We start from the raw sequence: 24,912 nt of genomic DNA, 5'->3' as shown, positions 1-24,912 counted from the left end.
TGCGAAATTGACTTCGCTCTTTTGTTTGGGTTTTTATACCCGCACACTTTTGCGAAAACATTGTTCAGTTTTCAAGGTACTACCCGCGCTCCTTTGTCAGGAGCGCTTTTATAATTTATCAGATCTTATTCTCTTTGTCAAGAACTTTTTTCTGTCTGCTCTCTGCTCTTTCAAGCAGCAACGTTTATCATCTTACTAAATCAGCTTTCCTTTGTCAAGCTTTTCTTTCAAATGTTTTTTCTGCTTTCGGCAACAACTTACTGCTGTACTCAAGCACAGATAATACTTTACTATTTTTAAATCACTTCGTCAACTTTTTATTTTCGTTCGTATTTTACACTTTTCTTACTCTCTTCTATATTATTTAAGATTAATTATTATGTGATTTTCGTAAACTAATTCTATTTTTGCTTCTTAATTATTCGATATTTTAAATATTTGAGCATTAAAAAAGTTACTGTAGAATTATTTTACAGTAACTTTTTTATATCTAAATTAGACTCTCATTCTTAGTGATTTTGGTTATTCCATTCATATATGGGATTAACGCTTTCGGAACAGTTACAGTTCCATCTTCATTTTGGTAATTTTCTAAAATAGCAGCAACTGTACGGCCCACAGCAAGTCCAGAACCATTCAAAGTATGTGCCAAATGAAGCTTGCCATCTTCATCCCGATAACGAATTTGTGCACGCCGAGCTTGGAAATCAGTACAGTTAGAGCAACTTGAAATTTCTCGATATTTATCTTGTGCTGGCATCCAAACTTCTAAATCATAGGTTTTAGCACTAGTGAAACTAGCGTCTCCTGTCGACAGCGCAACAACATGGTAAGGTAGATTTAACTTTTGCAATAAGTGTTCAGCATTTTTCGTCAACTTGTCCAACTCATCCCATGATTGTTCAGGTTTACAAATCTTAACCATTTCTACTTTGCGGAATTCATGCATTCTAATTAAACCGCGCGTATCACGACCAGCTGAACCCGCTTCACTTCTAAAAGCAGGAGAAAGTGCCGTAACATTGATTGGTAACTTGTCTTCATGGATAATTTCATCACGGAAATAATTAACCAATGGAACTTCAGCTGTTGGAATAAGAGTCAAATCTAATTGCTTTTCTGGATTGTCATTATCAACAATTGTGTAAACATCCTCACGGAATTTTGGAAATTGGCCTGTTCCTTGCATAGATTCATCATTAACCAAGTATGGTGGAATAATTTCTGTATAACCTGCCTTAGTATTTTCATCTAAGAAAAAGTTAAAGACAGCACGTTCAAGTAATGCACCTGCACCCTTATAGAAAACAAACCGTGCACCAGAAACTTTGGCACCACGATCCCAATCCAGAATATCTAAATCTGTACCCAAATCCCAATGTGCTTTCGGCTTAAAAGCTAACTTTGTTGGCTCACTCCATCGACGGACTTCTTCATTATAGTCTTCGTCAGGACCAATTGGCGCAGAATCATCTGGAAAATTAGGCAATCTTAGTAAAATGTCATTTTGTTTAGTTGTTAATTCATTTACCTTCTCGTCAAGAGACTTGATTTGACTGCCTACCTCACGCATCTCTTGAATCACTTTATCAGCATTTTCTTTGTTACGTTTTGCTTCAGCAATTTGCTTTGAAACTTGATTGCGTCTTGCCTTTAATTGTTCACTTTGATTTAAATCATCACGACGGTCTTGATCAATTTTGATTAATTCATCCAATTGCTCTGGTTTAATACCACGAGTAGCAAGTTTTTTCTTTGCCCAGTCAAGATTTTCGCGAATTACCTTAATGTCTAACATATCTAACCTCCATCAAAACAAAAAGCCGATTCATCCCCTTATATTGGGACGAATCGGCTTAAACATGGCTTCGCGGTACCACCCAGTTTCAGCTACTTAAAATAGCTGCACTCACTTAGTTGGCGATAACGGTGCCGCTAGCCGTGTAACTGTTAATTACCCACATTAATAGAATCTGGAAACGACCTCTATCCGCTTACACCAAAATACGGATTCTCTGAAAAATCAGTCTTAGGATTCTGTGTTTGGGTTTATTTTATGCTATTCTGCGCTTTTAAGCAAACATTAATTATCTTTTTGTCAAACCTTATTTAAATTAATTAGCACTTTAGCTTTAAAATATTAAAATCTGTATCTTTTAATATTTTAAGTTTTCTTTTGATTGACCCGTAAGCCAATCCGCCTTTTTTAATAAATAGTACTTTTCTTCATAAGTGAAAATATCACTAATTTGACCTAAATCAACTGCATAAACATAATGAAAACCTAGTCGTTGCAATAACTTTTGTGAACGTAAATTATCTTTAAAAGTTCCTGCCCAAAGTTCTTTTTGTTTAAGTTGGCCAAAGGCATAAGTGAAAAGCAATGTTAGAGCTTCCGTCATTAACCCATGGCCAGAAAAATTTTTATCTAATAAAAATCCCACTTCCTTTGTTTTTAATAAATCCTGCTCATTAGTTCCTCGCTCATAAAGTTCAACTAAGCCAACTAATTGTTGATTTTTGTGAAGACAAACTGCATAACTATACTTTCTAGCTGTATATTGATTAACCGCAGCTTCTGCTTGAGTCAAATTTTCATAATGCTGAAAACCACCTAAACGCTGGTAATAATCATCTTGCCCCCATTTAAAAATTGTGGGTGCATCGCTTTTATTGAATGATCGTAAAAAAACACGCGTACTCATTATTTACCAACCAATTTCAATAACCAATCCATCCCAAACATTAAAGCAAAGCTGTAAGCTGCAATTGTCCACGGCTTGCCAAGTACAATAATCCAAAAGTATGTTGAAAATTTCATTTCAGTTAGTCCTGCAAGCAAACAGAGGACATCATCCGGTGCCATTGGCGCAACAATACAGATGGCAAAAAACCAATTGAATTTATGTTGATTTTCTGTCCACTTAATGTACTTATCAAAAGTTTTCTCAGAAACTATGTGTAAAATAAATGGCTTACCATAAAACCGCGATAAAAAGAAATCTATTATTGAACCGACACATACACCGACATAATTGTAGATGAATCCTGCAAGTGGACCAAAGAAAACTACCCCACCAAGCAGGGAAACACCACCAGGAATAATTGGAAATACCACTTGAATAATTTGTATCAAAACGAAAACTACTGGTCCTATTATTTTTTTATCAGCCAAATATGCTCTCATTTTTGCTTGGCTCGTAAAAATTCCTAACCGGTACCAATAAACACACAATAAAATAATAATGACTCCGCTGACAACGGTCAAGATATTAATCAGTCTTCGACTAGCTTTAGCTGACAAATGCATAACCTACCTCCAATAACAATCTCATTTTACCAAAAAAATTTCCTGCTTGATTATTTTCTAGTTATATTCGATTAATAATTACAATAATTTAAATATTTAAAAATAGGTCAGCAAACAAATACCCCCTATTGGTTACCTGATTATCACTAAATTAGCCTATATAAGAGAGCTGCCAATAAAAATACTACTTCATTTTAAAGTATAATAGTTTTACAATAAAATTTTCAATTCGGAGGTAACAATGACTCAAATTTTATCTAATATAACTTATGATCAGCAAAATAATTTGACTACTGATATATATCTGCCACAACAAATCAAGCCTCAGCACAAGATTTTGCTCTTTTGGCATGGTGGTGGCTGGTTCCGTGGCGATAAAAGTGATCTTCAAGAACTAAGCCTGAAAATCGCCGAACAGGGCTTTATTGTCTTTGCTCCCAATTACTCACTTGCTCCAGAGTACACATTCCCAGTCGCTCACCAAGATAGTGTCAAATTTGTTAAATGGTTGCTAAATAGCAAATATTCCGTTACACCTACCACTAAAATTGCTCAAATTGGGGCTAGCAGTGGTGGTGTCCTTGCCCTTTATTTAGCAGGTAAATTTGGATTTCCAACTGTCACATGGTCAGCCCCTGTCAGTTTTTCAACCTGGATGAAAGATCATGCAAGTACTCCTGCCTTATCTGCTGCCCAAAAAGAACTTGGTCTAAAAAAATTTACCGATATTAATAATGCTTTTTATAAATATTTCACCATCACGTATGCCGGTTCAGACCAGCTACCAACTTTACAAAAGCTTGACGCTCAATCATATAATTACCAAAAATTAACTCACTTATTAATGATTAATTCAACTGCTGAACTCTCCCCTGTTAGCTATCTGCTTGAATTCATCTCTGTTCTCGCAAAAGAAAATCACGAAGTCGATCTTAAACTACTCCCGGGAACCAGACACGCAATGGCCTATGCAAAACAATATCTCGCTGAATCTGTTGCTTATTTAACCAAGGCTATCGAAATAACTAACTAAAGCAATTTATGTGAAAACGGTTTATAATATTTATGAATAACTCAAAAATATAATTATACTTAAGGAGATAACATTATGGCTAAATACCAATCAATCAATCCGTATACTAATGAAAAGTTTGGTAATTATAGCAACCCAACTGCTACTCAAATTGAAGATGCTCTCAATTTAAGCCATGCCCTATACAAAAAATGGCGTTTCGAAGAACCAACTTCGCGAACTGTTATTCTACATCAAATCGCATCTAAATTGCGTGAAAAAATAGACCCAATGGCCGAAACAATGACCAAGGAAATGGGAAAACTAATTGGGGAAGCTAAGGGAGAAGTTGAACTCTGTGCCTCAATTTGTGATTATTATGCTGAGCACGGTCCAGAAATGATGATGAAACAACCGATTAAGTCACAACTTGGCAAAGCATATTATCTAAAACAGGCAACCGGTGTCATTATAGCCTGTGAACCTTGGAATTTCCCACTTTACCAGGTTATTAGAGTTTTTGCACCCAATTTTATTGTAGGAAACCCAATTATTCTTAAACATGCCCATAATGTACCCGGTTCGGCTGCACTAATGACAAAGCTTATTAGACAAGCCGGTGCTCCTGAGGGTAGTTTGATTAACCTTTATCTTAATTACGATCAATTGGATCAAATTATTGCTGATCCGCGAGTTCAGGGTGTTGCTCTAACAGGATCCGAACGTGGCGGAGAATCAGTGGCCAAAACTGCTGGTAAAAATCTTAAAAAATCAACTATGGAACTTGGCGGTAATGATGCTTTTATCGTATTAAATGATGCCGACTCCTCAACATTAAAGAAGGCTCTCCAAACTGCCCGAATTTACAATGACGGTCAGGTTTGCACTTCGTCAAAACGAATAATTACCGTTAAATCTCATTACGATGAAGTTTTACAAGATTTAAAGAACTCATTTGAAGTCCTCATAGCTGGCGATCCTTTAAATGAAAAAACCACATTAGCACCAATGAACTCATTAGTAGCTAAAGACAAGTTAACACAACAAGTTAACGCAGCAATCTCTGCCGGTGGAAAAGTTTACTATCAGTATCCTGAAATTAATTCAGATGGTGCTTTCTTCCGCCCAATGATTTTAACCAATATTACTAAGGATAATCCAGCTTATGATCAAGAATTCTTCGGACCAGTTGCAATCGTTTATGCAGTTGAGGATGAAGATGAGGCAATTACTTTAGCCAATGATTCTAGTTATGGATTAGGCTCTTCCGTCATCAGCAGCAATATTGCACATGCAGAAAAAGTGGCTGCTCAAATTGAAACGGGGATGACCGTTATTAACGGAACTTGGATTACTTCAGGTGAATTACCTTTCGGCGGTATTAAAAAGTCTGGCTACGGCCGTGAATTAAGCGACTTAGGTATGATGGCTTTTGTCAATGAGCATCTAATAATCGATCCGTCAATGAAATAATTGCAAAGCCAAAAAGCTAGGCCAACTGAGGTCTAGCTTTTTTGTATAAAATCAACTAGTAAATCAAACAATTTACTGAGTTCGCATTATTCAATATCTCATTAAAATTAATGACTCTGTTTCTTTTCTTTAAATAGGTTATAGCCAGTCAATATAGTTGTCATAATGCTTGATAAAACTAAAAAGTAAGTTGATGCTCCAATCGAAACAGCATATAAAAGAATTTCATTTGAAATGTTTTTAAGAATTCCACCCTTAGTCAGTGTCAATGTTGGTAGTTTGAAAATTAAATAAATTAAGAAAACTGATTCTATTAAAGATAACACAAAGGCAACAAAACGACGATTATTACCATCTTTCAATGTGTTATAAATAATAACCAATGGCAAAATTACAATAAGCGCCCATAAAAAACATAATAGCACTCCCGATAATTGCGTTGCACTAGAAGAAAACAAGTGCCCTGCCAACCTAAATGTTACCCGTGTTAATGACATTTTACCCGTGTAAGTGACATCAGAAACCGATGCACCTGAACCTGTAAAAATAACCACTAAATTAATTACAGCCATCAATAAAACTAACAATTGAACATAACTAAAATGTTTTCTCACTGCATGTTCTTCTACGCGATCATGGGTTTTGCTTTTTGAATGCACCTTTTGACTAGATTCTTCAACGCTATTAAACATATTTGAACAAATTTGATTAACTTTTTCTGTCAAGCGTTTATCTACCGTATATCGTTCAATTTTTCCATCTTTTACACAAACTAGATAAAGCCAAATTAATAATGCAAAAAAGCAGACCCAGCCAATACTTCGAGAAAAACTCATAACAAGTAATAGAGCAATTCCCAATAAAAAAACAATCATACTATTGTTATGCATCCATTGGAGCATTTTTTTAACAGTTGGATTTTGTTTTTCTGGGTAAAACTGCTGACGATAAAGTTTACGATTTACTATACTTTCGCCGGTTTTTTCATTTTCATAATTGCCTTTCTGATATTGATCGGTAAAAAAAGTGTCCCTATATTTTTGTAAATCAAAGTGACATTTTGGACAAATTTCATCATTATCGGATATCAGGCGGCCACAATTTGGACAAGTAGTCATAAAAACCATCCTTTTAATCATTTTATATTTGGTATCCTAATCATAAAACAAAAAGTACGAGAAAGAAAATCTCTTTATCGTACTTTTTCGTTTAACTTAATAATTTACCTTGTTAATCTTTAACTCGACGATTCTTTTTCAGGTGTATTCCCTCATATGTCAACTTAACTGCGGCTGTTAGAGTAATTGGCATAATAAAGACAAGAATAATCAAGCCGATGATCACCGTTAACGCCACTTCAATCAAAGTTGGAATACCCGAAGGAATTAATGCGGCAAATGTACCACCAAGGATTATTGCTGCTGAAATAACAACAGTTCCAATAATACCACACGCCTTCAGAATTCGATCACTAGGACTTGAGCCTTCCAGTTCACGATAACGAGTCATCAAGAAAATACTATAGTCAACACCTAATGCAATCAATAATATAAAGCCGAAAAATGGTGTATTCCAAGCGAGCATATTATTGCCCATTACTGCTTTCACAACCCATTCACTAATCGACAACGAACTAAAGTAAGCTAATAAAAGTGTCCCTAAAATATATATTGGTTGAAGAAGCGACCTAGTAACAAAAATTAAGGCAATGCCAATACCGACTAACATAATAGCAGCGGTTCTAATAAAGTCTTTGTTAGCTACTTCTTTAATATCTGCTATCTTAGCACTTTGTCCTCCCATAGCTATTGTTGCATTGGCTAATCGTGTACCTTCCAGCGATTTTTTGGCCATCACACTTAAATCTTGTGCCTTTTTAGTCGCTTTAATGCTACTTGGATTGGTATTAAAAACAATCATCAGCATTGCCGATTTTTTATCTGGACTCAAATAATTTTCAATTGAGGTTTGGAAAGTATCGTCTTTGATAAATTCTTTAGGAATATAGAAAGTATCCGCAGCTGACGAATTTGCTAATCCTGTCAAATAGGAAGCACCTTGACCCAAGCCACTATTAACTTTATCTACTCCAGCGGTAATCTTCGGCGTATTATTTGCAAGTTGACCTGCACCTGAATTTAATTGACCAACACTAGAATTGAGCTGACCGATTCCTCCATTTAAACTTGTGGCACCAGAATGCAATTGGTTAGAAGCTGACGCCAAGCGCCCAACACCAGATTGTAATTGTACCATCTGACTAGCTACATCTGGTAAAGAAGCTGACGCTTGTGACCATGACTTTTCAAGAGCAATTCCGGCTGCCTGCATTGCGGCCATTTTTTGCTGAGGTGATAGTCCGGGTAAAGCACCAATTGTTTTAGCTAAATTGGCTTTGTAGCTACTTTCAAGTGTTGCTTTCGTACTTTGTTGTGCTCCAGCAAGTCCTTGAGTACCACTATTTATGCTTGAGTTAAGCCGATTCAGCCCATTACTCATCTGAGCAGTACCACTCTGCAATTGACCAGCACCACTTTGCAGTTGACCTGTACCACTTTGCAATTGTCCTGTACCAGTAGCTAGTTGGCTAGCACCATTTGCTACACTTTTACTTGCTTGACTAAGCTTATTTAGGCCAATCCGCGCCTGATCAACTCCTTGATTAACTGTATTCAACTGATTCTTAACGTATAACTTTTGAATACTTTCTCCATAAGGTTGCGTGACTGAAGTTACCATTGACACATTCTTTGAAGACTGTAATTGTCGGGTCAACTGATCAATTAACCGTAAATCCGCCTCATTATCAAGCCGATGGTTACTCTTGATATAAAGAATAGATGGTTCGGCCATTCCTTTTGAAAAATGTTGCTCAACTATCTTCATTCCGGCTTTAGCAGGTACATCGTTACCAATTTCATCAGTATCATCGTAATTTAAATGACCTGAATACATTAAACCAAATGGTACGATTATTACAGCTAAAACAATCAAATAAATTATTGGGTGTGCTAAAGTGCCCTTAGAAATTCCATGCCATAATTTATCTTCTTTTTCACCAGTAAATTTCTTGACTGGCCAGAACATTTTTTCACCCAAGACGGCCATAAAAAATGGATTCAAAGTCAATAAAACAATTAATAAAACAGCTACACCAACAGCTACACCAACAGCTGATTGGTAAATTGAAAATTTAGCTAGGCTCAGAGCGGTAAATCCAATTAAAATCGATGATCCTGAATACAGAATTGTTTTCCCTGCTATCTTTTGAGCATTTTTCATTGCCTGATAGCGATCCATACCCAGTCCTAAATTCTCTTTAAATTTATCGTAAAGTAGAATATTGTAATCCGTTCCAATTCCAAATAACACAATAATCATAAATACTTGGGTGAAATTTGAAAACGGAAAGTTCTGATACTTAACTAGATTTGTTACAATCGCAAACGATGTAATAAAGGAAATCCCCACTGTTAATAATGAAATCAAAGGGACAATTGGTGATCTAAAAACAATAACCAAAACAATAAAAATAAAGACAATTGTAATAGCTTCAGTTTTCTTAATACCCTCTTGAATCGAATTGGAGAAAGCATTTTGCAAAACATCTGCTCCAGTAACATAAGTTCTGATCCCAGCTGTCTTCACGGCTGAATTAATCTGTTCTTCCACTTCATTAATTGGAGCATGATGTTTGGCAACATTTACTTGTGCAATCCATGTTGTATTATCATCTGACTGTAATTTTTTCTTGGTTGCAATATTATCATTGGGTCCCAATATTTGTTTTATGCCATACTTATCTTCATTATCCTTCAAACTAGTAATAGTTTGGTTGATGGCATTTTTATCATCAGCCGTTAACTTGCCATTCTTTTTGTTAAAGACAACTGCAAGTTGATAAGTATTTCTTTGCTTTGGTCCCCAATCATTTTGAATTGATTGCGCAACCTCACTTTGCACATCTTGTGGCAAGGAAATATTTGAGTGCTCTCTAGTTAACCCAGTAACATCCGGCAAAACCACAACAGAAATAATTAAAATTATTACCCATGCAATTAATGAAAAAATATGATTCTTTAATAATTTTTGCACTCTACTTTTCCTTTCTATTTTTGCAAAAAATCTTTTGGCCGAACTAGTTGTAAAATTAGTTCATGGTAGCCTATATCAGCTTCGGTGCCAGTTTCATCCGCAAAGGAATCAGATACATCTAAAAAGACATATCCTAAAACAGCGCCAATTAAAGAATGAAGTGAAACGGTACTATCACTACGTAAATTCAACTTATCAGCCAGCGCAATTATATTCATAATTTCTTGGGTAATTGCATCATCTTTTTGATATTCATTCAAATGATACAAAATACTTATCAATGCTGGATCATCCAGAATAAATTTACGTACAATATCAGCAAACTTAAGTAATGCCTCTTGGCCAGATAATCCAATTATGCTATCCGTTAACTTTTTGATTAAAATTTTGATTCTACTTGCACCTACAAGCGACAATAATTGTTTACGACCAGAAACATAGTGATAAAGTGACTGAGAACGCACTCCCAACTCACTTGCCAAACTAGGCAAGGTTGTTTCTGATAATCCATTTCGGCCTATCATTTCTGTTGCCTTTGCAATTACTTTATCTAAGTCAAGACTTCTTTTTTTAACCATTTCCTTCCCTCCTTTAAACAGCATACTGAACAATATAACACTACAATCAGAAGAATACAATCTACAATATGTAAATTGTTATCGATTATTTGTCGATTACTACTAACACATAGTTTTATATACAAAAAAAGGAATTCAAATTGAATTCCATACTAGTTTTATTTAAAAAAACGATTGACAGTCTGGCCTAATTCAGCCAGATTATGATCACTATTGCTCCAAACACTCACACAGTATGAATTTCCATGTGTTTGAACCAATTCAACGCTTGCTTTACTATCACCAATTGTATAAATAGACCCACTAATACTTTTTGCGATTTTAGGTTTAGCAGAAGATGTATGAAGAGCATTTAAAACTTGATTAGAATTTTGCCGATTTAAAGTTTTATTCCGATACAAGTTAGCCAGCACAAGTGCCATGTCTTTAGCCGTCGTTTGAATATTAAGTGTGTTTTTGCCAACTTTACCAAAAGTTGTGTGTGTTGCACCCATTTTTCGTGCTACTAAAATGACTTGTGTAGGTTTAATTTTACGTAATAATGCTTTAGCTGCCGTCTGACTATTATTCATCATTGCTTGCTTCAGATAAGTAATCCCATACCCTATTCCTGGTTGAAGTAATCTTTCTGACTTCACTTGATCGGCTTTTTTAATTTTAATAACAGACTTACCTGATAGGTTACCATACTGCTCTTGATAAAAAATTGCTGTTAGTAAAAATAACCTAGTTGATTTATTAACAACATGTGATTTAACCGTATTGCCTATGTCCGCAAATTTACCCGAATTTAAATCTTGAACATATACCTGATAAGACCGTTCTTTACCCATAATTTGTTCAATTTTATGTGTCCAAACACGATCACTTCCATGAACAACTTTTATTTGGTTATTATATTCTACATCAGACACATCTGGTTCATGCGAAGCTTCATTTTTATTCTTACTACTATTAAATACTTGGTGTGTTTTGGAACCCACGATTTGCAAACTAGCATTTTCCGTTCGCTTAAGATTAGCTGAATAGAGAACAAATGCGAGCAAAGTGGTAATTAATGAGCCAATTAATACTTTGTTTTTCATAAATCCATCCCCATCTTAAAAGAAATGGTGTCTTTTCATCAAAATTACTAACCAAACCATCAAAATAATTGTTAAAACCATAATTATGATCCAGTCAGATGAACTATGCCCCACTGGTAAACTGACATTCATCCCATAAAATCCGGTTAAAATAGTAGGTATTGTTAATACTAATGACCAGACCGTTAAAAACTTCATGGTATCATTCAAATTATTATTCATCATATTATTTGATGTTGCTGATAATGTCTGGGTTACTTGTTGCGAAATTTTTACCATTTCTGCCGATTGGTTTGATTCAATTAACACATCATCAAGCCGTTCACATGCACGCTTAGTAAAGTCCAGTTCAGACACTTTCAAACTATGAAGCATCATTAAATTTGTTTGAATAGAACTTGATAAATATACTAAACTCTTTTCAATATTAGAAAGCTCTACAAGATCCCGATTATTGATATCTCCAGATAACTTTTTATCTAATAGATTGCGTTCATCATCCAGTTGTGTGACTGCTCGTTGAAAATATTGCGAAGAAAAAAGCAAAAATTTCATTAATAGTTCAGTAACATCCTGCGCTTTAGCAAGTTCTCGTCGCATCATAAGATCATTGAATTGATCAAAGACATAACTAGTAGACTCAGTATGAAAAGTAAAAATATTTTTTTCTGATATTAAAAAAGTAACTGGATGAGCTGTAAAATGCTTAATAACCTGCGTTGGCCAGATAGGCACGTCATATACTAGCAAGTTAATATGAGTATAAGTATCATAATCGTAGTGTGGCCGTTCATGACGATCAGAGATATAAGAAATCATATCTGGTGTAAAATTAAAATCATCTTGTAACTGATTACTATCCGTTTCACTTAAATTACTGATGTCATACCATCTATAATTAGTTATTATTGGGAATTTTTGCTCTTTAATCATTTTTGTTACCCCCAGTTGCTGGCTATTAATTTTAACATGCCAATATTATCTTACCATTCAAACAAAAAACGATAAATAAAAAACAGGCTTTACCTGCTTTTTATTTATTAACAAACCTTACTGCTTCCATGCAGCATCAAACTTAATATTACCAGCCTTAATTGCTTTTTCAACATTCCGATTTTTTTGAGCAGCTACTAATATTGATTGCATAATTGGTGTTAACTGACTAAAGGTTGCATTTGAATCTTTAATTACGGGAACGCTGTATAAAGAATTCGTTCTTAAAATATCATTTAATCGTGCCGGTAATTTAAATTGCTTTTCTTTCTGATAAGCAGCTTCTTGGGTTACATCAGTATTAATTGGAATATAACCAGTAGCCTGAGCCCACTTAAGCTGACTTTCTTTTGAACAAAGAAACTTTATAAATTTAAAAGCAGCAGCTTTTTGCATGGCAGTCGCTTGACTAAACATATATAGATCTGTTCCCTGTTGCATTGTATATTTACTTGGTCTCGCCGCTACATTATAAGTAAAACTCTTTCTGCTGGTCTGCTTAATCCAAGTTTCTGTTGAAGAAGATGTCAAAAACATTGCCAGTTTATTATTTGTGAATGGGATATAAAGATATTTATCTGAACCCGGCATTCTAAAATAACCCTCTTTTTCTCCACTTACATAGTAATCAATTACGCGGCGAGATTTAGTACCAGTAAAATTGATTTTGCTTGAAAAATTCTGACCCTCATTCTTCATCCCTAAAACATAATAATTATCCAGATTATCAAACCCTGCACCAGCTATCTGATGGTTGCTTTTTTGATAAATTATTTGAGAAGCTGTCTTCAATTCCGCCATTGTAGCTGGCACTTTTTTAATACCATATTGCTTAAATATTGTTGGATTATAAATTAAAACCTCAATTGATTTATTAAAAGGAATTCCATATTGTTTTCCTTGAATTTGAGCCCCAGCTAACATCTCTGGTTTAATTCCTGAAGCAGATTTATTACCCCATCCGACTTCCTTATTATTAATATACGGACTTAAATCGACCAACATTTTGTTTTCTGCTGCACTTTGAAGCCAACCAGGGTAAGCCTGAGTAATTGTTGGTAAATTTTTAGGTGATGGCAAGGTTGAGTTAATCTTAGCCTGTAAATTATCATAGTTACCTTGTTGTTCAAGTTTAATCCGAATCTTCGGATTTTTGTTTTCAAAACTTTGTACTAAACTTTTTAATGTGCTTTCCTGTTTGCCTTGCATTCCGTGCCAAAAGACAACCGTTGTCTTTTGAGTCACTTTAGGAATCTGATTTGAATCAGAAGTTGAAGACGGACTTTTATTTGAACAAGCCGTAATTCCAACAAAAGTTAGTCCTACCATTACCAGAGTAGCAAACTTTTTAGCAAAATTCATAAGATCTTTTCCCTCCCAGAATAGTGATATCGTGGACTTTGAATTATAAGCATAAATTCTTACTAATTGTAAAGCAACTCAGCTTAATACACAATTAAATAAATATAAAAATTCGCCTTTTTTTCAATATTTCTTTGCTTTTTTTGCAAAAGTTCGGCTTTATTAGCAATTACTACAGTTTTACTTTCTTTATGTAAATATGATTAGAAAGAGCTAATACTAAAATTTATATATCAAAAAAGCGTTAAGCCTGTATCACCGTTAATTACAGGGTACAACTTAACGCTTAATCAAAGTTTTTCAAAAAAATCTTAATCGGACTTAATTTCAAACTTTCAATTGTTATTTAGTTTATTGCTTCCAAGCAGCAGCAAATTTTGACTTACCGGAATCAATTGCACTATTGACATCTTGATTTTTCTGAGCGGCTGCTAAAATGTTTTGCATGATTGGATTCAGTTGACCATATGCAGCACCTGCATCCTTAACAACTGGGATACTATATAAGTTCTTCATAGCATCCTCTAACTTAGCAGGCAATTTAATCTTTTTACTGTTTTTGTACTCAGGAGATTCAGCAGCAGCATTATTAACCGGAATATAACCCGTAGCATTTGCCCACTTAAGTTGACTTGCCTTTGAAGTTAAGAACTTAATATAAATAAATGCTGCTGCCTTTTGATCAGCTGTTGCATGTTTAAACATGTAAATGTCAGTTCCTTGTGACATAGTGTATTTACCTGGACGCGGGGCAACATCATAGGTGAATTTATTTCCAACACCTTGCTTTACAAAGCCTTCACCAGCAGACGTACCAATAAACATTGCAACTTTTTGATTAGCAAATGGTCCTGAAAGATAATGTTCTGAACCAGCTACTCTAAAGTAACCAGCTTTGATACCATCGGCATAGTAATTAATAACTTTCTTAGATACAGCGCCATTAAAATTAATCTTGTTTGAAAAATCATTACCTTCATTCTTCATCCCTAAGACATAATAATTGGAAAGGGAATCAAAACCTGCACCAACCACTTTATGATTACTCTTAGTATAAATAATCTGCGCATCCTTTTTCAATTCGTCCATTGTTGATGGTGCTTTTTTAATACCATATTTCTTAAAGATGTTTGCATTGTAAGTTAATGATTCTATCGACTTATTGAATGGAATTCCGTATTGAACACCAGCAATCTTTGAACCATCAAGTAAGGCTGGCTTGATATCAGAAGCTTTGCTACTACCCCAACCAACATCTTTGTTATTAATGTACGGCGTTAAATCAACCAACATTTTATTTTTGGCAGCTGTATAAAGCCAATCCGGATAAGCCTGTGTAATTGTTGGCAAGTTATTTGGCGACTGCAAGGTAGAATTAATCTTAGCTTGCAAGTCATTATATGCTCCTTGATTTTCCAATTTTACCTTAATCTTCGGATTTTCTTTTTCAAACTCCTGTGTCAATTCTTTTAGCGTTTCCTGCTGTACACCTGGCATTCCGTGCCAAAAGACAATTTCAGTCTTTTTAGTCACTTTGGCAATTTTTTCAGTACTTTTAGAACTAGATGAAGAAGACTGATTGCCACCATTAGAACAAGCAGTAGTTCCGATCAAAGTCAAACCAACAGCAAATACTGCGGTAAGTTTTTTACTAAACTTCATTTGGTAAACCTCCCAAAAATTAAAAACTAAACAACAATTTTTGATTAACTAAAGCGTAATTGTTTCATTACGCTTAGGTAAAATCCGTTCTCCGAATGGATTCTCTTCCAGCTCCGGATGCAATGTGTGCACCGGAATAAGTGCCTGTGGCTGAACCTCGCCAATAATTTCATTGAGCTCTTTCTCGTCAGCATGACCAGAACAACGCAATGTTTTAAACTCAATCTGGTTATTTACTAATGCTTGCATGAACAGACCATACGCCGGATCAAAATCACCAAGCGGCTCGGCATTAGAATGGATATATAATCCCCCACGTTGCAAGTTATCATAGTTACTATCCACCTGCCAAAAGTAATCACAATCATCAGTTAGCAATTTTTGATAAGGAATTGCTAACTCCGACTTCAAATCGGCAAATTGTTTTTCTTTTGGCAAGTAATAGTATGGATTATCCAAGTCCAAACTCCTTTTTAATAGGTGCGCTCGCGGTGCGTGAAGTACAACTTGACGCGGTGATTCTGCAATAATCCGTAGCAAACGCTCTACATTGGTTGGATAGGTATTAAAAGTTATTTGCCGCTTAGGGTTCTCTTGCTCAAGCTGAACAATCCGATTTATTAATTCAATTTCATTTTTCGGACCAGTAAATTCCTCACTACTTGGTTCATGTCTCTCTTCTGGCCAAGAGACACCAGTACCTTCAATAATTAGAGCATCACAGCCTTTTGCAGCCTGTAAAAATTGATGAACCCAATCAGGATGATAACCATGAAGGCGAATATCGCCTGTATAAGCAATTTTTTTATTTGGTGTTGTAATTATCAAACCCGTTGCTCCATAAGCATCATGATCACTTGGCCAAATTTCCAAAGTGATCTTTCCCACCTTAATTGGATCTTTATAATTAGCAGCTATAATTGGTCTAGTATAACTTATATCGTGACCAGCTGCTGGTAAAAGAAAATCACCATGCTCATTTAAAACTGGCAACAATTGCGCCGTTAGTTTTCCTGCATAAAGTGGAATTTCGGGTGCCAAAAAGTTTATGGCTTTGCTGTGATCTAAGTGTAAATGTGATATATATGCAGCGGCATGTTTCCATTTAACATGATCAAGTGGTTTTCCCGTTAGTAGCGGATCGTAAAAATCGGGCACATCACCAATTAAATGGTGACTTAGTAAAGTTTGATATTTTTCATCAGGTAAAGTTAACTCTGGACGATAAACCTCACCCAAGTCGAAAAGCACATGCGATTTATCATAGGCAACCTCAATCATGGGTCCCCCAATTGTCGTCAATCCATTATAAAAAGTAATGGATGTCCTAGCCCTTGAGATCATTGCGCACTACCCCCTTGATTATTTGTTTTCTAAAAAGCAAATACAGAACCAAAATTGGCAAAACCGTTAAGGTTGCTGCAGCAAGTTGCAATTGTGTTTCACTTCCAGCATCTGAAGCAAATGAAGACAATCCATTATTCAATAAGCGCATAGTATCTTCATTAGTTACTAACAGAGGCCAAAGAAAAGAATTCCAACCCGAAATGAAACTAAGCAAACCTACGGTAAATAAACCTCCCTTAGACATTGGAACCAGAATTTTCCAGATGTAGTCCCAATCACTAGCACCATCAATCATCGCTGCTTTGTAAATTGTCGTAGAAATAGAGCTAAAATAGCTCTGCAAGTAATACATATAGAAAATTGATGTCAAAAACGGCAAAACTAGACCAATATAAGTATTTAGCAACCCCATGTGTGCAATGGTATTGTAGTTAGTAAAAATTATTGCCTCCCCAGGAACCATCAAAAGAGATAATAGAACCAGCTGCACAATTTTCTTACCTTTAAAGTTTAAATTGACCATGGCAAACGCACCCAAAAGTGAGTTAAATAAACTAATTATCGTTGTAATGCTTGCCGTTAAAATCGTATTAAAAAAGTACCGAGCAAAAGGAGCTCTAGCAAAAACCTTCGCATAGTTTGACCATTCAAAGTGATGGGGAAACAATGTCGGCGGAATTGAAGTGGTTTCTTGAAAACTCATTAAGCCACCCAAAATCATATAAATAAAAGGAAAGACAGTAACAATCGCAAAGATGAATAGGATAATATAACTAAGCAAGACGCCCAAGCGAATTCGTTTCATTTAATTTTCTCCTATCTTCTTCATCATTTTCCGTTGCAAAAAAGTTGCAAACAAAATAATTAAAAATAAAATTACTGTTGCAGCCATCGCAACACCAGGTGTCCCAACAATTTGAAATTTATTATAAATATAAAAAACAGCAGTTGTTCCAGAATTACCCACTCCAGCTTGTCCGTTGAAAAGTGCGTAAACCGATGTATAAATCTTAAATGCACCAATGATGTTCATCGTTAACAAAAAAGCAAGCGTTGGAACAAGCTCTGGCATCGTAATCCGCCAAAATTTATCTCTGCCACTAGCGCCATACATATCGGCAATCGTATAAAAACTAGGGTCAATATTTCTTAGCGCCCCCATCAATATGACAATATTAAATGCTAATGACGTCCATATCCCAAAAATAATAATTGTTGTCAATGACATTGCCGGATCATCAATCCAATCAGGTGCTGGTAAATGAATGCTCCTGAGCAAAAAATTGAGCATCCCGTAATCACCGTTGAAGATATAGCGAAAGACAATTCCAATCGCAATCGTTGAGGTAACATATGGCATAAAAAAGGTGGTCTCAAAGAAAGATTTGTGTTTTACCTTGGCAAAAATAATCCACGCCAACATGATAGAAATTGCTAACCCTATCGGAACTGAAATTACCGCATAAAGAACAGTATTCTTAATTGCTAACCAAAATTCAGGATCTTTAAAAATATATTGATAATTATTAAAGCCTGCCCAAGTCAAATTAATTAGTGGACCATTCTGAAAACTCATGCTAAAAGCCCGCAAAATAGGATAAATACTAAACAAAGTTACAAAAATTATTGTTGGTGCTAAGAAAAGCCATGCCTTTTTTTGATTAGTTTTCATTAGTAGACGCGCTCCCCATCAGTTGTAAAAATAAATGCCCGATCTAATCTTATCTTAAGATCAATCTCGTCTCCTCGTTTGATTGAAGATTCCAAGCTCACTAATGAACGGCCTTGGACTTGATCATAATTAAATTTCAAAATTCGCTCACGACCAATTAGTTCAACATCCGCCACTTTTGTATGAAAAACGCCTCCTTCTTCAGGTATAATATTTTCCGGTCTAACAGATAATATATAATCACCATCAACTAACTGGCGTTTAAAACGTTGCTGATTAAGTTTAGCCAAATCCAAAGTGAAGTATTTAGTACGTAATTCATTGGCACTTTTTATCATTTTGAAATTATTAATTACTGGATTACCAACAAAGTTTGCTACAAAATAATTATTTGGCTCTAAATAGAAGTTTTCACCCAAATCATCCTGTTGGATTACACCATCATTGAACAAAATAATTTTATCCCCAATCGAAAGAGCTTCTTCTTGATCATGAGTCACAAATAAAGTTGTAATTCCAACGGACTTAACCAATGAGCGAATTTCTTCACGGATTTTTAGTCTTAGTCTTGCATCGAGATTGCTTAACGGTTCATCCATTAAAAGAATTTTTGGTTCTTGAACCAGTGCTCGTGCAATTGCTACGCGCTGCTGTTGTCCGCCAGATAAGTTGCCTGGTTTTTGATCAGCAATATCCGTAATTTGAGTTAATTTCATATATTTTTGAGCAATTTCACGTGCCTGAGCTTTTGACTTTTTATTTTTACCCACTGTTAACGGAAACATGACATTCTGAAGTACATTCATATGCGGATATAATGCATAATTTTGAAAAACATAACCAATTTGACGATCCTTTGGTGCAACTTCTACTACTGATTTTCCATCAAATAAAATTTCGCCCGACGTTGGATTAAGTAAACCAGCTAAAATATTTAAAATAGTTGTTTTCCCACAGCCTGATGGCCCTAACAAACAAACTAAATCACCTTTTTTAACTGAAAAGCTTACATTCTTAATAGCTTCATGGCCATTATCATATACTTTTCTTAGATTTTTAACTTCGACAAATTTGTTGTTATCCATAAAATTACACCACTATATCTTGTATCTAACATGTTTTCGATTTTAATTTTAAAATAAATTTGTTATAAACACAACTTTATTTGCCTAATTAAATATTCGGTCTTTGCATAGAATTAAATATCTTAAATCTCAAATATTCGTAATTTTACCTACATTTATTAATTATTATAACTTTTTTTCATATAATGTTCTTATTTTTAAGTATAATCATCATAAGATAAACTCCTGACTTTTCTTACTACTATTACCATATCTAGTATAATTCAATAATAAATCGAATTATCCGAACATTTAGTTATAAAAAGCCACTGCAATAGCAGTGGCTTTTTATAACTAATATTCTTCTTTAACTTGCAGTTCATGATCAATTCGTGCACGACCATTATTATAATCAAAAGAGAATCCTGGCTGTACATTAAACAAGTAAACGTTAAAATCCAAACCCCCATCGGTTGAAATTGCCTGTAAATTTATTCCGCGAGCCATTAATTCATTATTACGAAAAATCGGTGTTGCCTGATAGATCACTCGTTGATTTTGCCGCAATGCTCGACGCACCCTGCTTTCAAAAATTGTCTGAATTTTTTGATTACAAAAAGCCGATTGCGTAAATAAATTTTTGGGATTATTTTGATCACCTGAAAGATTCCTCGGATTATAATTACCTTCTAAATCAATTCCGGCGGAAACTGAGTAGGCTATCATATGACCACGATTATAAATTTGTGTATCATTATGACGGTTATAGTGCCAAGCTGTCGGCTCAACAAATTGACGAACCCTTAATTCGTCGCTAGCAACATTTCTTTTTTCCAAAAAAGCCGTATTTGAATGTGACGTTCTATTTAAATTATCCAAATTTGAATAGATAACTCGATTGACTCTCCAAGCACTTTTAATTAATGTTGAATGATCATTATTTACCGTAATATAAGCTGAATCACCACTTTTAAAATCAAGTTGAGCCAATTTTTTGTAGTCTGACTTTGATAATCCTCCATATACTTTTTCTGCTGGCTTTGCCTGTTCAATTTGATTGTTAATGGAATTATGCTGGTTTTGAGTTATTCGATTGATAACTTGATGACCATTAGGATCGCTTCCACCTTTAGTGGAAATAAACCAAAACAGAAATAAGATGATAATGACAACTGTCCAAAAATTATTGTTACTCTTTCTGTTAGTTCTTCTACGTCTGCGTGCCATCCAATATGCTCCTTGATTAATAATAATCAAGTATAATCAATCGAACTACTGTTTGCAACTAATACAAAATAGCCTACCAGCCAAGCTCACTTTTCAATTATTAATTTCTGGCCCATTCATCAAGTAAATTTAAAAAATAACGTTCAGTTAAACGTTTAATTTTACTACCAGCAAGATTATATTTTTGGGCTTGTTGCCAAATTGGATTATTCTTCCTAAAGAAGTCATGATCGCCCATGACCAAGTAATCTGTATCTGCTTGAACTAAATCTTGAAATTGTCCCCCAAGATTATTTATCATTATAGTAGCTTCAGATTGATCCATATTCAGTTTACCATTTAAAACAATCTTTTTATTACTAATGGGATTATGAAAACCTCTTTCCCATGATTGCAATGGTCGTTCTAATAAATCAATATTTTTAATTTTGGTCTGCGCTTTTTGAAGTAAATCAATTGTAAAGTGATTACGAAAATCATCATACACTTTTTTAGTGGCAATCGAATCTGCTAAGCCATGATGTTCTTCAGTTTCGGCAATCCCCGCTCGTTGCATACAGTCGAGCAGTCGATTATGCTTACAAGGATAATATACTCTAGCCAATCGTAAAACATCAACGTAATCATTATTTAAGATGGGTAGCTTGAATTTTTTAGTAAGATCATACAAAAAATTCAAATCAAAATTTACGTTATAGCCAATAATAATATCTTTTCCAATAAATTGACGAAATAATGTCATTGCTTCTTTAATAGGCATTCCTTGTTCAAGCAATTGCTCTTCTGTAATTCCATTAAGCTTAGTTATAAAAGCAGGGACATGATTTGAACGCGGGTAAACAACTAACTGGCTAAATTGATCAACAATCTCATTATCACGTACCTTAATCGCTCCCAATTCAGTCACATGATCACGATATGGATTTAGACCCGTCGTCTCAATATCAAGCAAGGTATAGTCAGCAATAAAACGTGGTCGTTCTTGACCTTTAGCCCGTATTTGATCTTGTGCACCTGAGACATGTAATATACCGTTTTTAATAAAAATACTCATTACAATTTATTATCCTTTAACTAGGGCTGCCAGTAAGTTTTTACTATCAGCATTAAATGCCACGCTTCGCTTATTGATACTCTCGGGAAGACGCTCTTTCTTTAAATCAGCAGCAACATACGACCACTGCTCATATTCTTCTACCAGGTGTAAAACCGGGTTAAGCAATTGTGGACTCGTTTCATCAACGCCCAGTTCCAAAAAGACAGTTCTTTTATTTTCACTTCCGGTTAAAAACCAACGAAAACGGGCATTGTCATCAGTATCTGGATAAAAATGATCATTCAATGGCAAATGAATTTCCATTGGCTGACCACAAACTGTACATTGAGGAACTAAAGACGCAAGCTCCCTAGTATTATCTTTAGCAGATAAAAACTGTTGAACTGCCGCAATATCATCTTGTAAGCCATGATTAACACCACTGGAGCACTGCATTTTAGTCCAATTTCCAAAAATATTAAAAAGGCGTTTTTTATTAAAACCTGCTTTTTCAAAGAAATTAGCAAACGTAGATGTAGCTATGAAATATTCTTTATTTTCCAGAAGTTGTTTTAACTGCCTCATTGTGACACTTGGTTCATAAGTTAGAGAATACTTCTGGATAAATTCACTCCATATTGACCAGCGTTGCTTCCATGATAACTTTTTCAAATCTAGTGCAGTCCCAACTGAAAGGACACCATAGTTTTTAAAAATTTCTGGAAATTCTTGGGAAAAGTTTGTCTGTCCCAGTAAATCCAGGCCTTCAATTTTTGCTAGACCATTGCCCGCTGTAACGACAACTACATCAGCATCGTCAATTAATTGATATGCTTTATTCAAATTATCCATTAATACCTTTTTCTACTTTCGATCATAACCAGTAAAGGAAACTTGACCATCATCGACATCAGCTAAAAAAACATCACTAACATCTTGGTAACCAGCTTTTTTAATCTCTTCTTGTAACCAGTCCTCATCCTTATTCAGGAATTCAAGTGCATCTTGATTAATTTGACCATCATTGATTAATGGAAAATGTAAATTCTTTTCATCCTTTTTGATTACAGTCAATTGGCCATTTTTTTCAAAAATACAGTTCTTAACCTTCTCAACGGAATAAATTCCTTGGCTACGCAACTTAAACATCAACTCATTAGCAGAAATACCAACAGAAAGACAATTTTTAACTAAAACCTTACCATTTTTAATAATTTGAATCGGTTTGCCATCAATCAATGTTCGAATCACATTGCTATGCTCACGTGCATATTTCAAAATAAAGACTACTAAGGTCCAAACTATCAAAACTAATAAAAACTGTAAAACATTAATATTAGCATTGTAGATAACACCACCAATAATGCCACCAAGAACATAGTTTTGTAATTGATCTAGTGCAGTTGTCGGGGCAATATTACTTTTACCAAAAACATTAATCTGAAAAATTAATGTTACCACACCTAAAACAAATTTGATAAAGAGCTGTGTATAATCCATTCTTGTACCTCCTAATTTTTAATATCTACTTGATGGTTAATCACATGTGCCTGTTTTAATGAATAACTATTGTTATCATTATTCAATTCCAATTGATAATCTTTATCTTTTGAGTCAATCCGGACAATAATGCCATTTTCTAAAGTAGTTGAATTTACTAAGACATCCGAGTTAGCCACTTGATAGTCCTTAGCAATTGATTTAATAAACGGTGCGATCTGTTCTGAACGTGACTCAACTAAATTTGTTTGAACATATTTTTCATATTGCGTACCAACAAATAGTAACAAGAATAATAAAGCAATAATTCCCAAATCACGGTATCTTGTGTCAAAACGATGGCGAAGATAAAGAACCGTAAAAGCAATCAATGTCAACGCGGCAATTGCAATTAAAGCATACAGAATTGTTTTATTGGTATTTTGATTTCGCTCAATATACTTAAGTGTGTAAAAAGTCATAATATGTCACCCTTACTAAAAAAACTAGCATCGTTCATATGAGCGGTGTTTAATGAATTAATTTACGACTAGACGCAAAATTACTGAATGATATTTATGCGCTAATAATTATATATAATAATAGTATAACAAAAAGTGAGTAGAATTGAACTACTCACTACTTCTAATCTTTACTTGATGATGCACCAGTTTGAATATCAAACTTCTGCTTTTCTAGTTCTGATTCTGCTTTAGTTGAAGCACCAGAAATTGAATCTGAATTAGAATTTCTTCGATAGGTTGCACCCGAAGTTGCATCAGGATCCATTACTAATTTTTGACCCGTTGTTTCGCAAAAATATTTAACTAGTGGATATAAATCTTGCACCCATTCATAGATACCTGCATAATTGCCTTCATCGTCTTCAACTCGTTTGTAATAATGTAAAACCAGTTCATGTAAGTTTCCTGTTGGGACAGGCATAAAAACTTCATTATGACCATCCTGCTTTTTGCGCAAGGCATGCGCAACTTTTTTAGCTGATGGAATTACATCACGGACATCAGGATGAACTTCTCCCATTGAATCACCAACTTGTTCAGGAATTCTTTTAGCTTTCATTTTAGTTTGAGGATCAACTGGGCGATTATACCATAAAAATTGATTATTATTATCAACAAAAGTTAACTCTCCAATTGTATTACGTAACATCCAATTTAATTGATTAACTGTCAACAAACCACTATCTAACTTGACATAATCATCACCACTAGCCGCATGAGTCTTATTCGCAGCTTGCTCAAGCCAGTTAGGGTCATTCTTATTAATTCCTGCAATAGTATACCGACCCTGTCCACTAGCCGTAAAATCTTCTTTTAAATATTCTTCAGCATCCATTTGCCGTAACCAATATGGTTCTGCCATAATTTCCCTCCTAAAAATTAAACTTCTCCCCTTAAATTTTAGCACGATAACTTTTAATAAAATATGCTATAACTAAATATAAAATTATAATTGATCATTCCATGTTTTCTTTCATCTATGATAAGCTAAAA

The 24,912-nt window shown here is 34.7% G+C and carries 22 protein-coding genes; 2 read left to right on the top strand and 20 right to left on the bottom strand.

Going from position 1 to position 24,912, the window contains the following annotated elements:
* Nucleotides 1–490 precede the first annotated feature (490 nt).
* The 3 genes from serS to F5ESL0228_RS01230 form a co-directional block, all read right to left on the bottom strand.
* Entirely contained in the window at nt 491–1,798 is a 1,308-nt protein-coding gene (gene serS / locus F5ESL0228_RS01240; RefSeq protein ID WP_122022619.1) for a serine--tRNA ligase, read from the bottom strand.
* Between the two features lie 358 nt (nt 1,799–2,156).
* Nucleotides 2,157–2,705 (bottom strand): GNAT family N-acetyltransferase, encoded by a 549-nt coding sequence (locus F5ESL0228_RS01235; protein WP_122022618.1) that lies wholly within the window; start codon nt 2,703–2,705, stop codon nt 2,157–2,159.
* Nucleotides 2,705–3,310: a TVP38/TMEM64 family protein gene (locus F5ESL0228_RS01230; RefSeq protein ID WP_122017751.1), complete on the bottom strand. Its 606-nt coding sequence runs from the start codon at nt 3,308–3,310 to the stop codon at nt 2,705–2,707. The genes F5ESL0228_RS01235 and F5ESL0228_RS01230 overlap by 1 nt, the downstream gene beginning before the upstream one ends.
* 241 nt (nt 3,311–3,551) lie before the next feature.
* Here F5ESL0228_RS01230 and F5ESL0228_RS01225 point away from each other — a divergent pair, with 241 nt between their 5' ends.
* Both F5ESL0228_RS01225 and F5ESL0228_RS01220 read left to right on the top strand, forming a co-directional pair.
* Nucleotides 3,552–4,343 carry an alpha/beta hydrolase fold domain-containing protein gene (locus tag F5ESL0228_RS01225; protein ID WP_122022617.1) on the top strand — a complete coding sequence of 264 codons (792 nt, stop codon included), beginning with the start codon at nt 3,552–3,554 and terminating at the stop codon, nt 4,341–4,343.
* Between the two features lie 75 nt (nt 4,344–4,418).
* A complete protein-coding gene (locus tag F5ESL0228_RS01220) occupies nt 4,419–5,795 on the top strand; it encodes an NAD-dependent succinate-semialdehyde dehydrogenase (RefSeq protein WP_122022616.1) in 1,377 nt (458 codons plus the stop codon).
* A gap of 107 nt (nt 5,796–5,902) precedes the next feature.
* On the opposite strand, the gene F5ESL0228_RS01215 is transcribed toward F5ESL0228_RS01220, so the two are convergent.
* The 17 genes from F5ESL0228_RS01215 to F5ESL0228_RS01135 form a co-directional block, all read right to left on the bottom strand.
* Nucleotides 5,903–6,913 (bottom strand): zinc ribbon domain-containing protein, encoded by a 1,011-nt coding sequence (locus F5ESL0228_RS01215; RefSeq protein WP_122022615.1) that lies wholly within the window; start codon nt 6,911–6,913, stop codon nt 5,903–5,905.
* 112 nt (nt 6,914–7,025) lie between these two features.
* Nucleotides 7,026–9,890, bottom strand: coding sequence for an MMPL family transporter (locus tag F5ESL0228_RS01210; RefSeq protein ID WP_122022614.1), 2,865 nt, complete (start codon nt 9,888–9,890; stop codon nt 7,026–7,028).
* Between the two features lie 14 nt (nt 9,891–9,904).
* Nucleotides 9,905–10,468 (bottom strand): TetR/AcrR family transcriptional regulator, encoded by a 564-nt coding sequence (locus F5ESL0228_RS01205; protein ID WP_122022613.1) that lies wholly within the window; start codon nt 10,466–10,468, stop codon nt 9,905–9,907.
* A gap of 158 nt (nt 10,469–10,626) precedes the next feature.
* On the bottom strand, nt 10,627–11,553 hold the full coding sequence (locus F5ESL0228_RS01200) for a serine hydrolase (protein WP_122022612.1): 927 nt from the start codon (nt 11,551–11,553) through the stop codon (nt 10,627–10,629).
* A 15-nt stretch (nt 11,554–11,568) separates the two neighbouring features.
* On the bottom strand, nt 11,569–12,486 hold the full coding sequence (locus F5ESL0228_RS01195) for a magnesium transporter CorA family protein (protein WP_122017744.1): 918 nt from the start codon (nt 12,484–12,486) through the stop codon (nt 11,569–11,571).
* A 117-nt stretch (nt 12,487–12,603) separates the two neighbouring features.
* Entirely contained in the window at nt 12,604–13,908 is a 1,305-nt protein-coding gene (locus F5ESL0228_RS01190; RefSeq protein WP_122022611.1) for an extracellular solute-binding protein, read from the bottom strand.
* Between the two features lie 351 nt (nt 13,909–14,259).
* Nucleotides 14,260–15,570 carry an extracellular solute-binding protein gene (locus F5ESL0228_RS01185; protein ID WP_122022610.1) on the bottom strand — a complete coding sequence of 437 codons (1,311 nt, stop codon included), beginning with the start codon at nt 15,568–15,570 and terminating at the stop codon, nt 14,260–14,262.
* Nucleotides 15,571–15,618: 48 nt separating this feature from the next.
* A complete protein-coding gene (locus F5ESL0228_RS01180; RefSeq protein ID WP_122022609.1) occupies nt 15,619–16,914 on the bottom strand; it encodes an MBL fold metallo-hydrolase in 1,296 nt (431 codons plus the stop codon).
* On the bottom strand, nt 16,898–17,722 hold the full coding sequence (locus F5ESL0228_RS01175; RefSeq protein WP_122022608.1) for a carbohydrate ABC transporter permease: 825 nt from the start codon (nt 17,720–17,722) through the stop codon (nt 16,898–16,900). Before F5ESL0228_RS01175 ends, F5ESL0228_RS01180 begins: the two co-directional genes overlap by 17 nt.
* Nucleotides 17,723–18,589 (bottom strand): carbohydrate ABC transporter permease, encoded by an 867-nt coding sequence (locus tag F5ESL0228_RS01170; RefSeq protein ID WP_122017739.1) that lies wholly within the window; start codon nt 18,587–18,589, stop codon nt 17,723–17,725.
* Entirely contained in the window at nt 18,589–19,674 is a 1,086-nt protein-coding gene (locus tag F5ESL0228_RS01165; protein ID WP_122022607.1) for an ABC transporter ATP-binding protein, read from the bottom strand. The genes F5ESL0228_RS01170 and F5ESL0228_RS01165 overlap by 1 nt, the downstream gene beginning before the upstream one ends.
* Nucleotides 19,675–20,007: 333 nt before the next feature.
* Nucleotides 20,008–20,880, bottom strand: coding sequence for a DNA/RNA non-specific endonuclease (locus F5ESL0228_RS01160; RefSeq protein WP_122017737.1), 873 nt, complete (start codon nt 20,878–20,880; stop codon nt 20,008–20,010).
* Between the two features lie 100 nt (nt 20,881–20,980).
* Nucleotides 20,981–21,934: an exonuclease domain-containing protein gene (locus tag F5ESL0228_RS01155; RefSeq protein ID WP_122022606.1), complete on the bottom strand. Its 954-nt coding sequence runs from the start codon at nt 21,932–21,934 to the stop codon at nt 20,981–20,983.
* A 9-nt stretch (nt 21,935–21,943) separates the two neighbouring features.
* Nucleotides 21,944–22,768: a Sir2 family NAD-dependent protein deacetylase gene (locus F5ESL0228_RS01150; protein WP_122022605.1), complete on the bottom strand. Its 825-nt coding sequence runs from the start codon at nt 22,766–22,768 to the stop codon at nt 21,944–21,946.
* Nucleotides 22,769–22,780: 12 nt separating this feature from the next.
* Entirely contained in the window at nt 22,781–23,416 is a 636-nt protein-coding gene (locus F5ESL0228_RS01145) for a DUF421 domain-containing protein (RefSeq protein WP_122017734.1), read from the bottom strand.
* 11 nt (nt 23,417–23,427) lie between these two features.
* Complete coding sequence (locus F5ESL0228_RS01140; protein ID WP_122017733.1) at nt 23,428–23,877, bottom strand: DUF3290 domain-containing protein; 450 nt, start codon at nt 23,875–23,877, stop codon at nt 23,428–23,430.
* Between the two features lie 163 nt (nt 23,878–24,040).
* Nucleotides 24,041–24,781 (bottom strand): PAS domain-containing protein, encoded by a 741-nt coding sequence (locus F5ESL0228_RS01135; protein WP_122022604.1) that lies wholly within the window; start codon nt 24,779–24,781, stop codon nt 24,041–24,043.
* Nucleotides 24,782–24,912 lie beyond the last annotated feature (131 nt).

It is taken from the genome of Lactobacillus sp. ESL0228, assembly GCF_003692825.1.
Taxonomy (GTDB): Bacteria; Bacillota; Bacilli; order Lactobacillales; family Lactobacillaceae; genus Lactobacillus.
The sequence above is the reverse complement of the archived record's forward strand: the minus strand, read 5'-3'. Positions and strand labels throughout refer to the sequence as shown.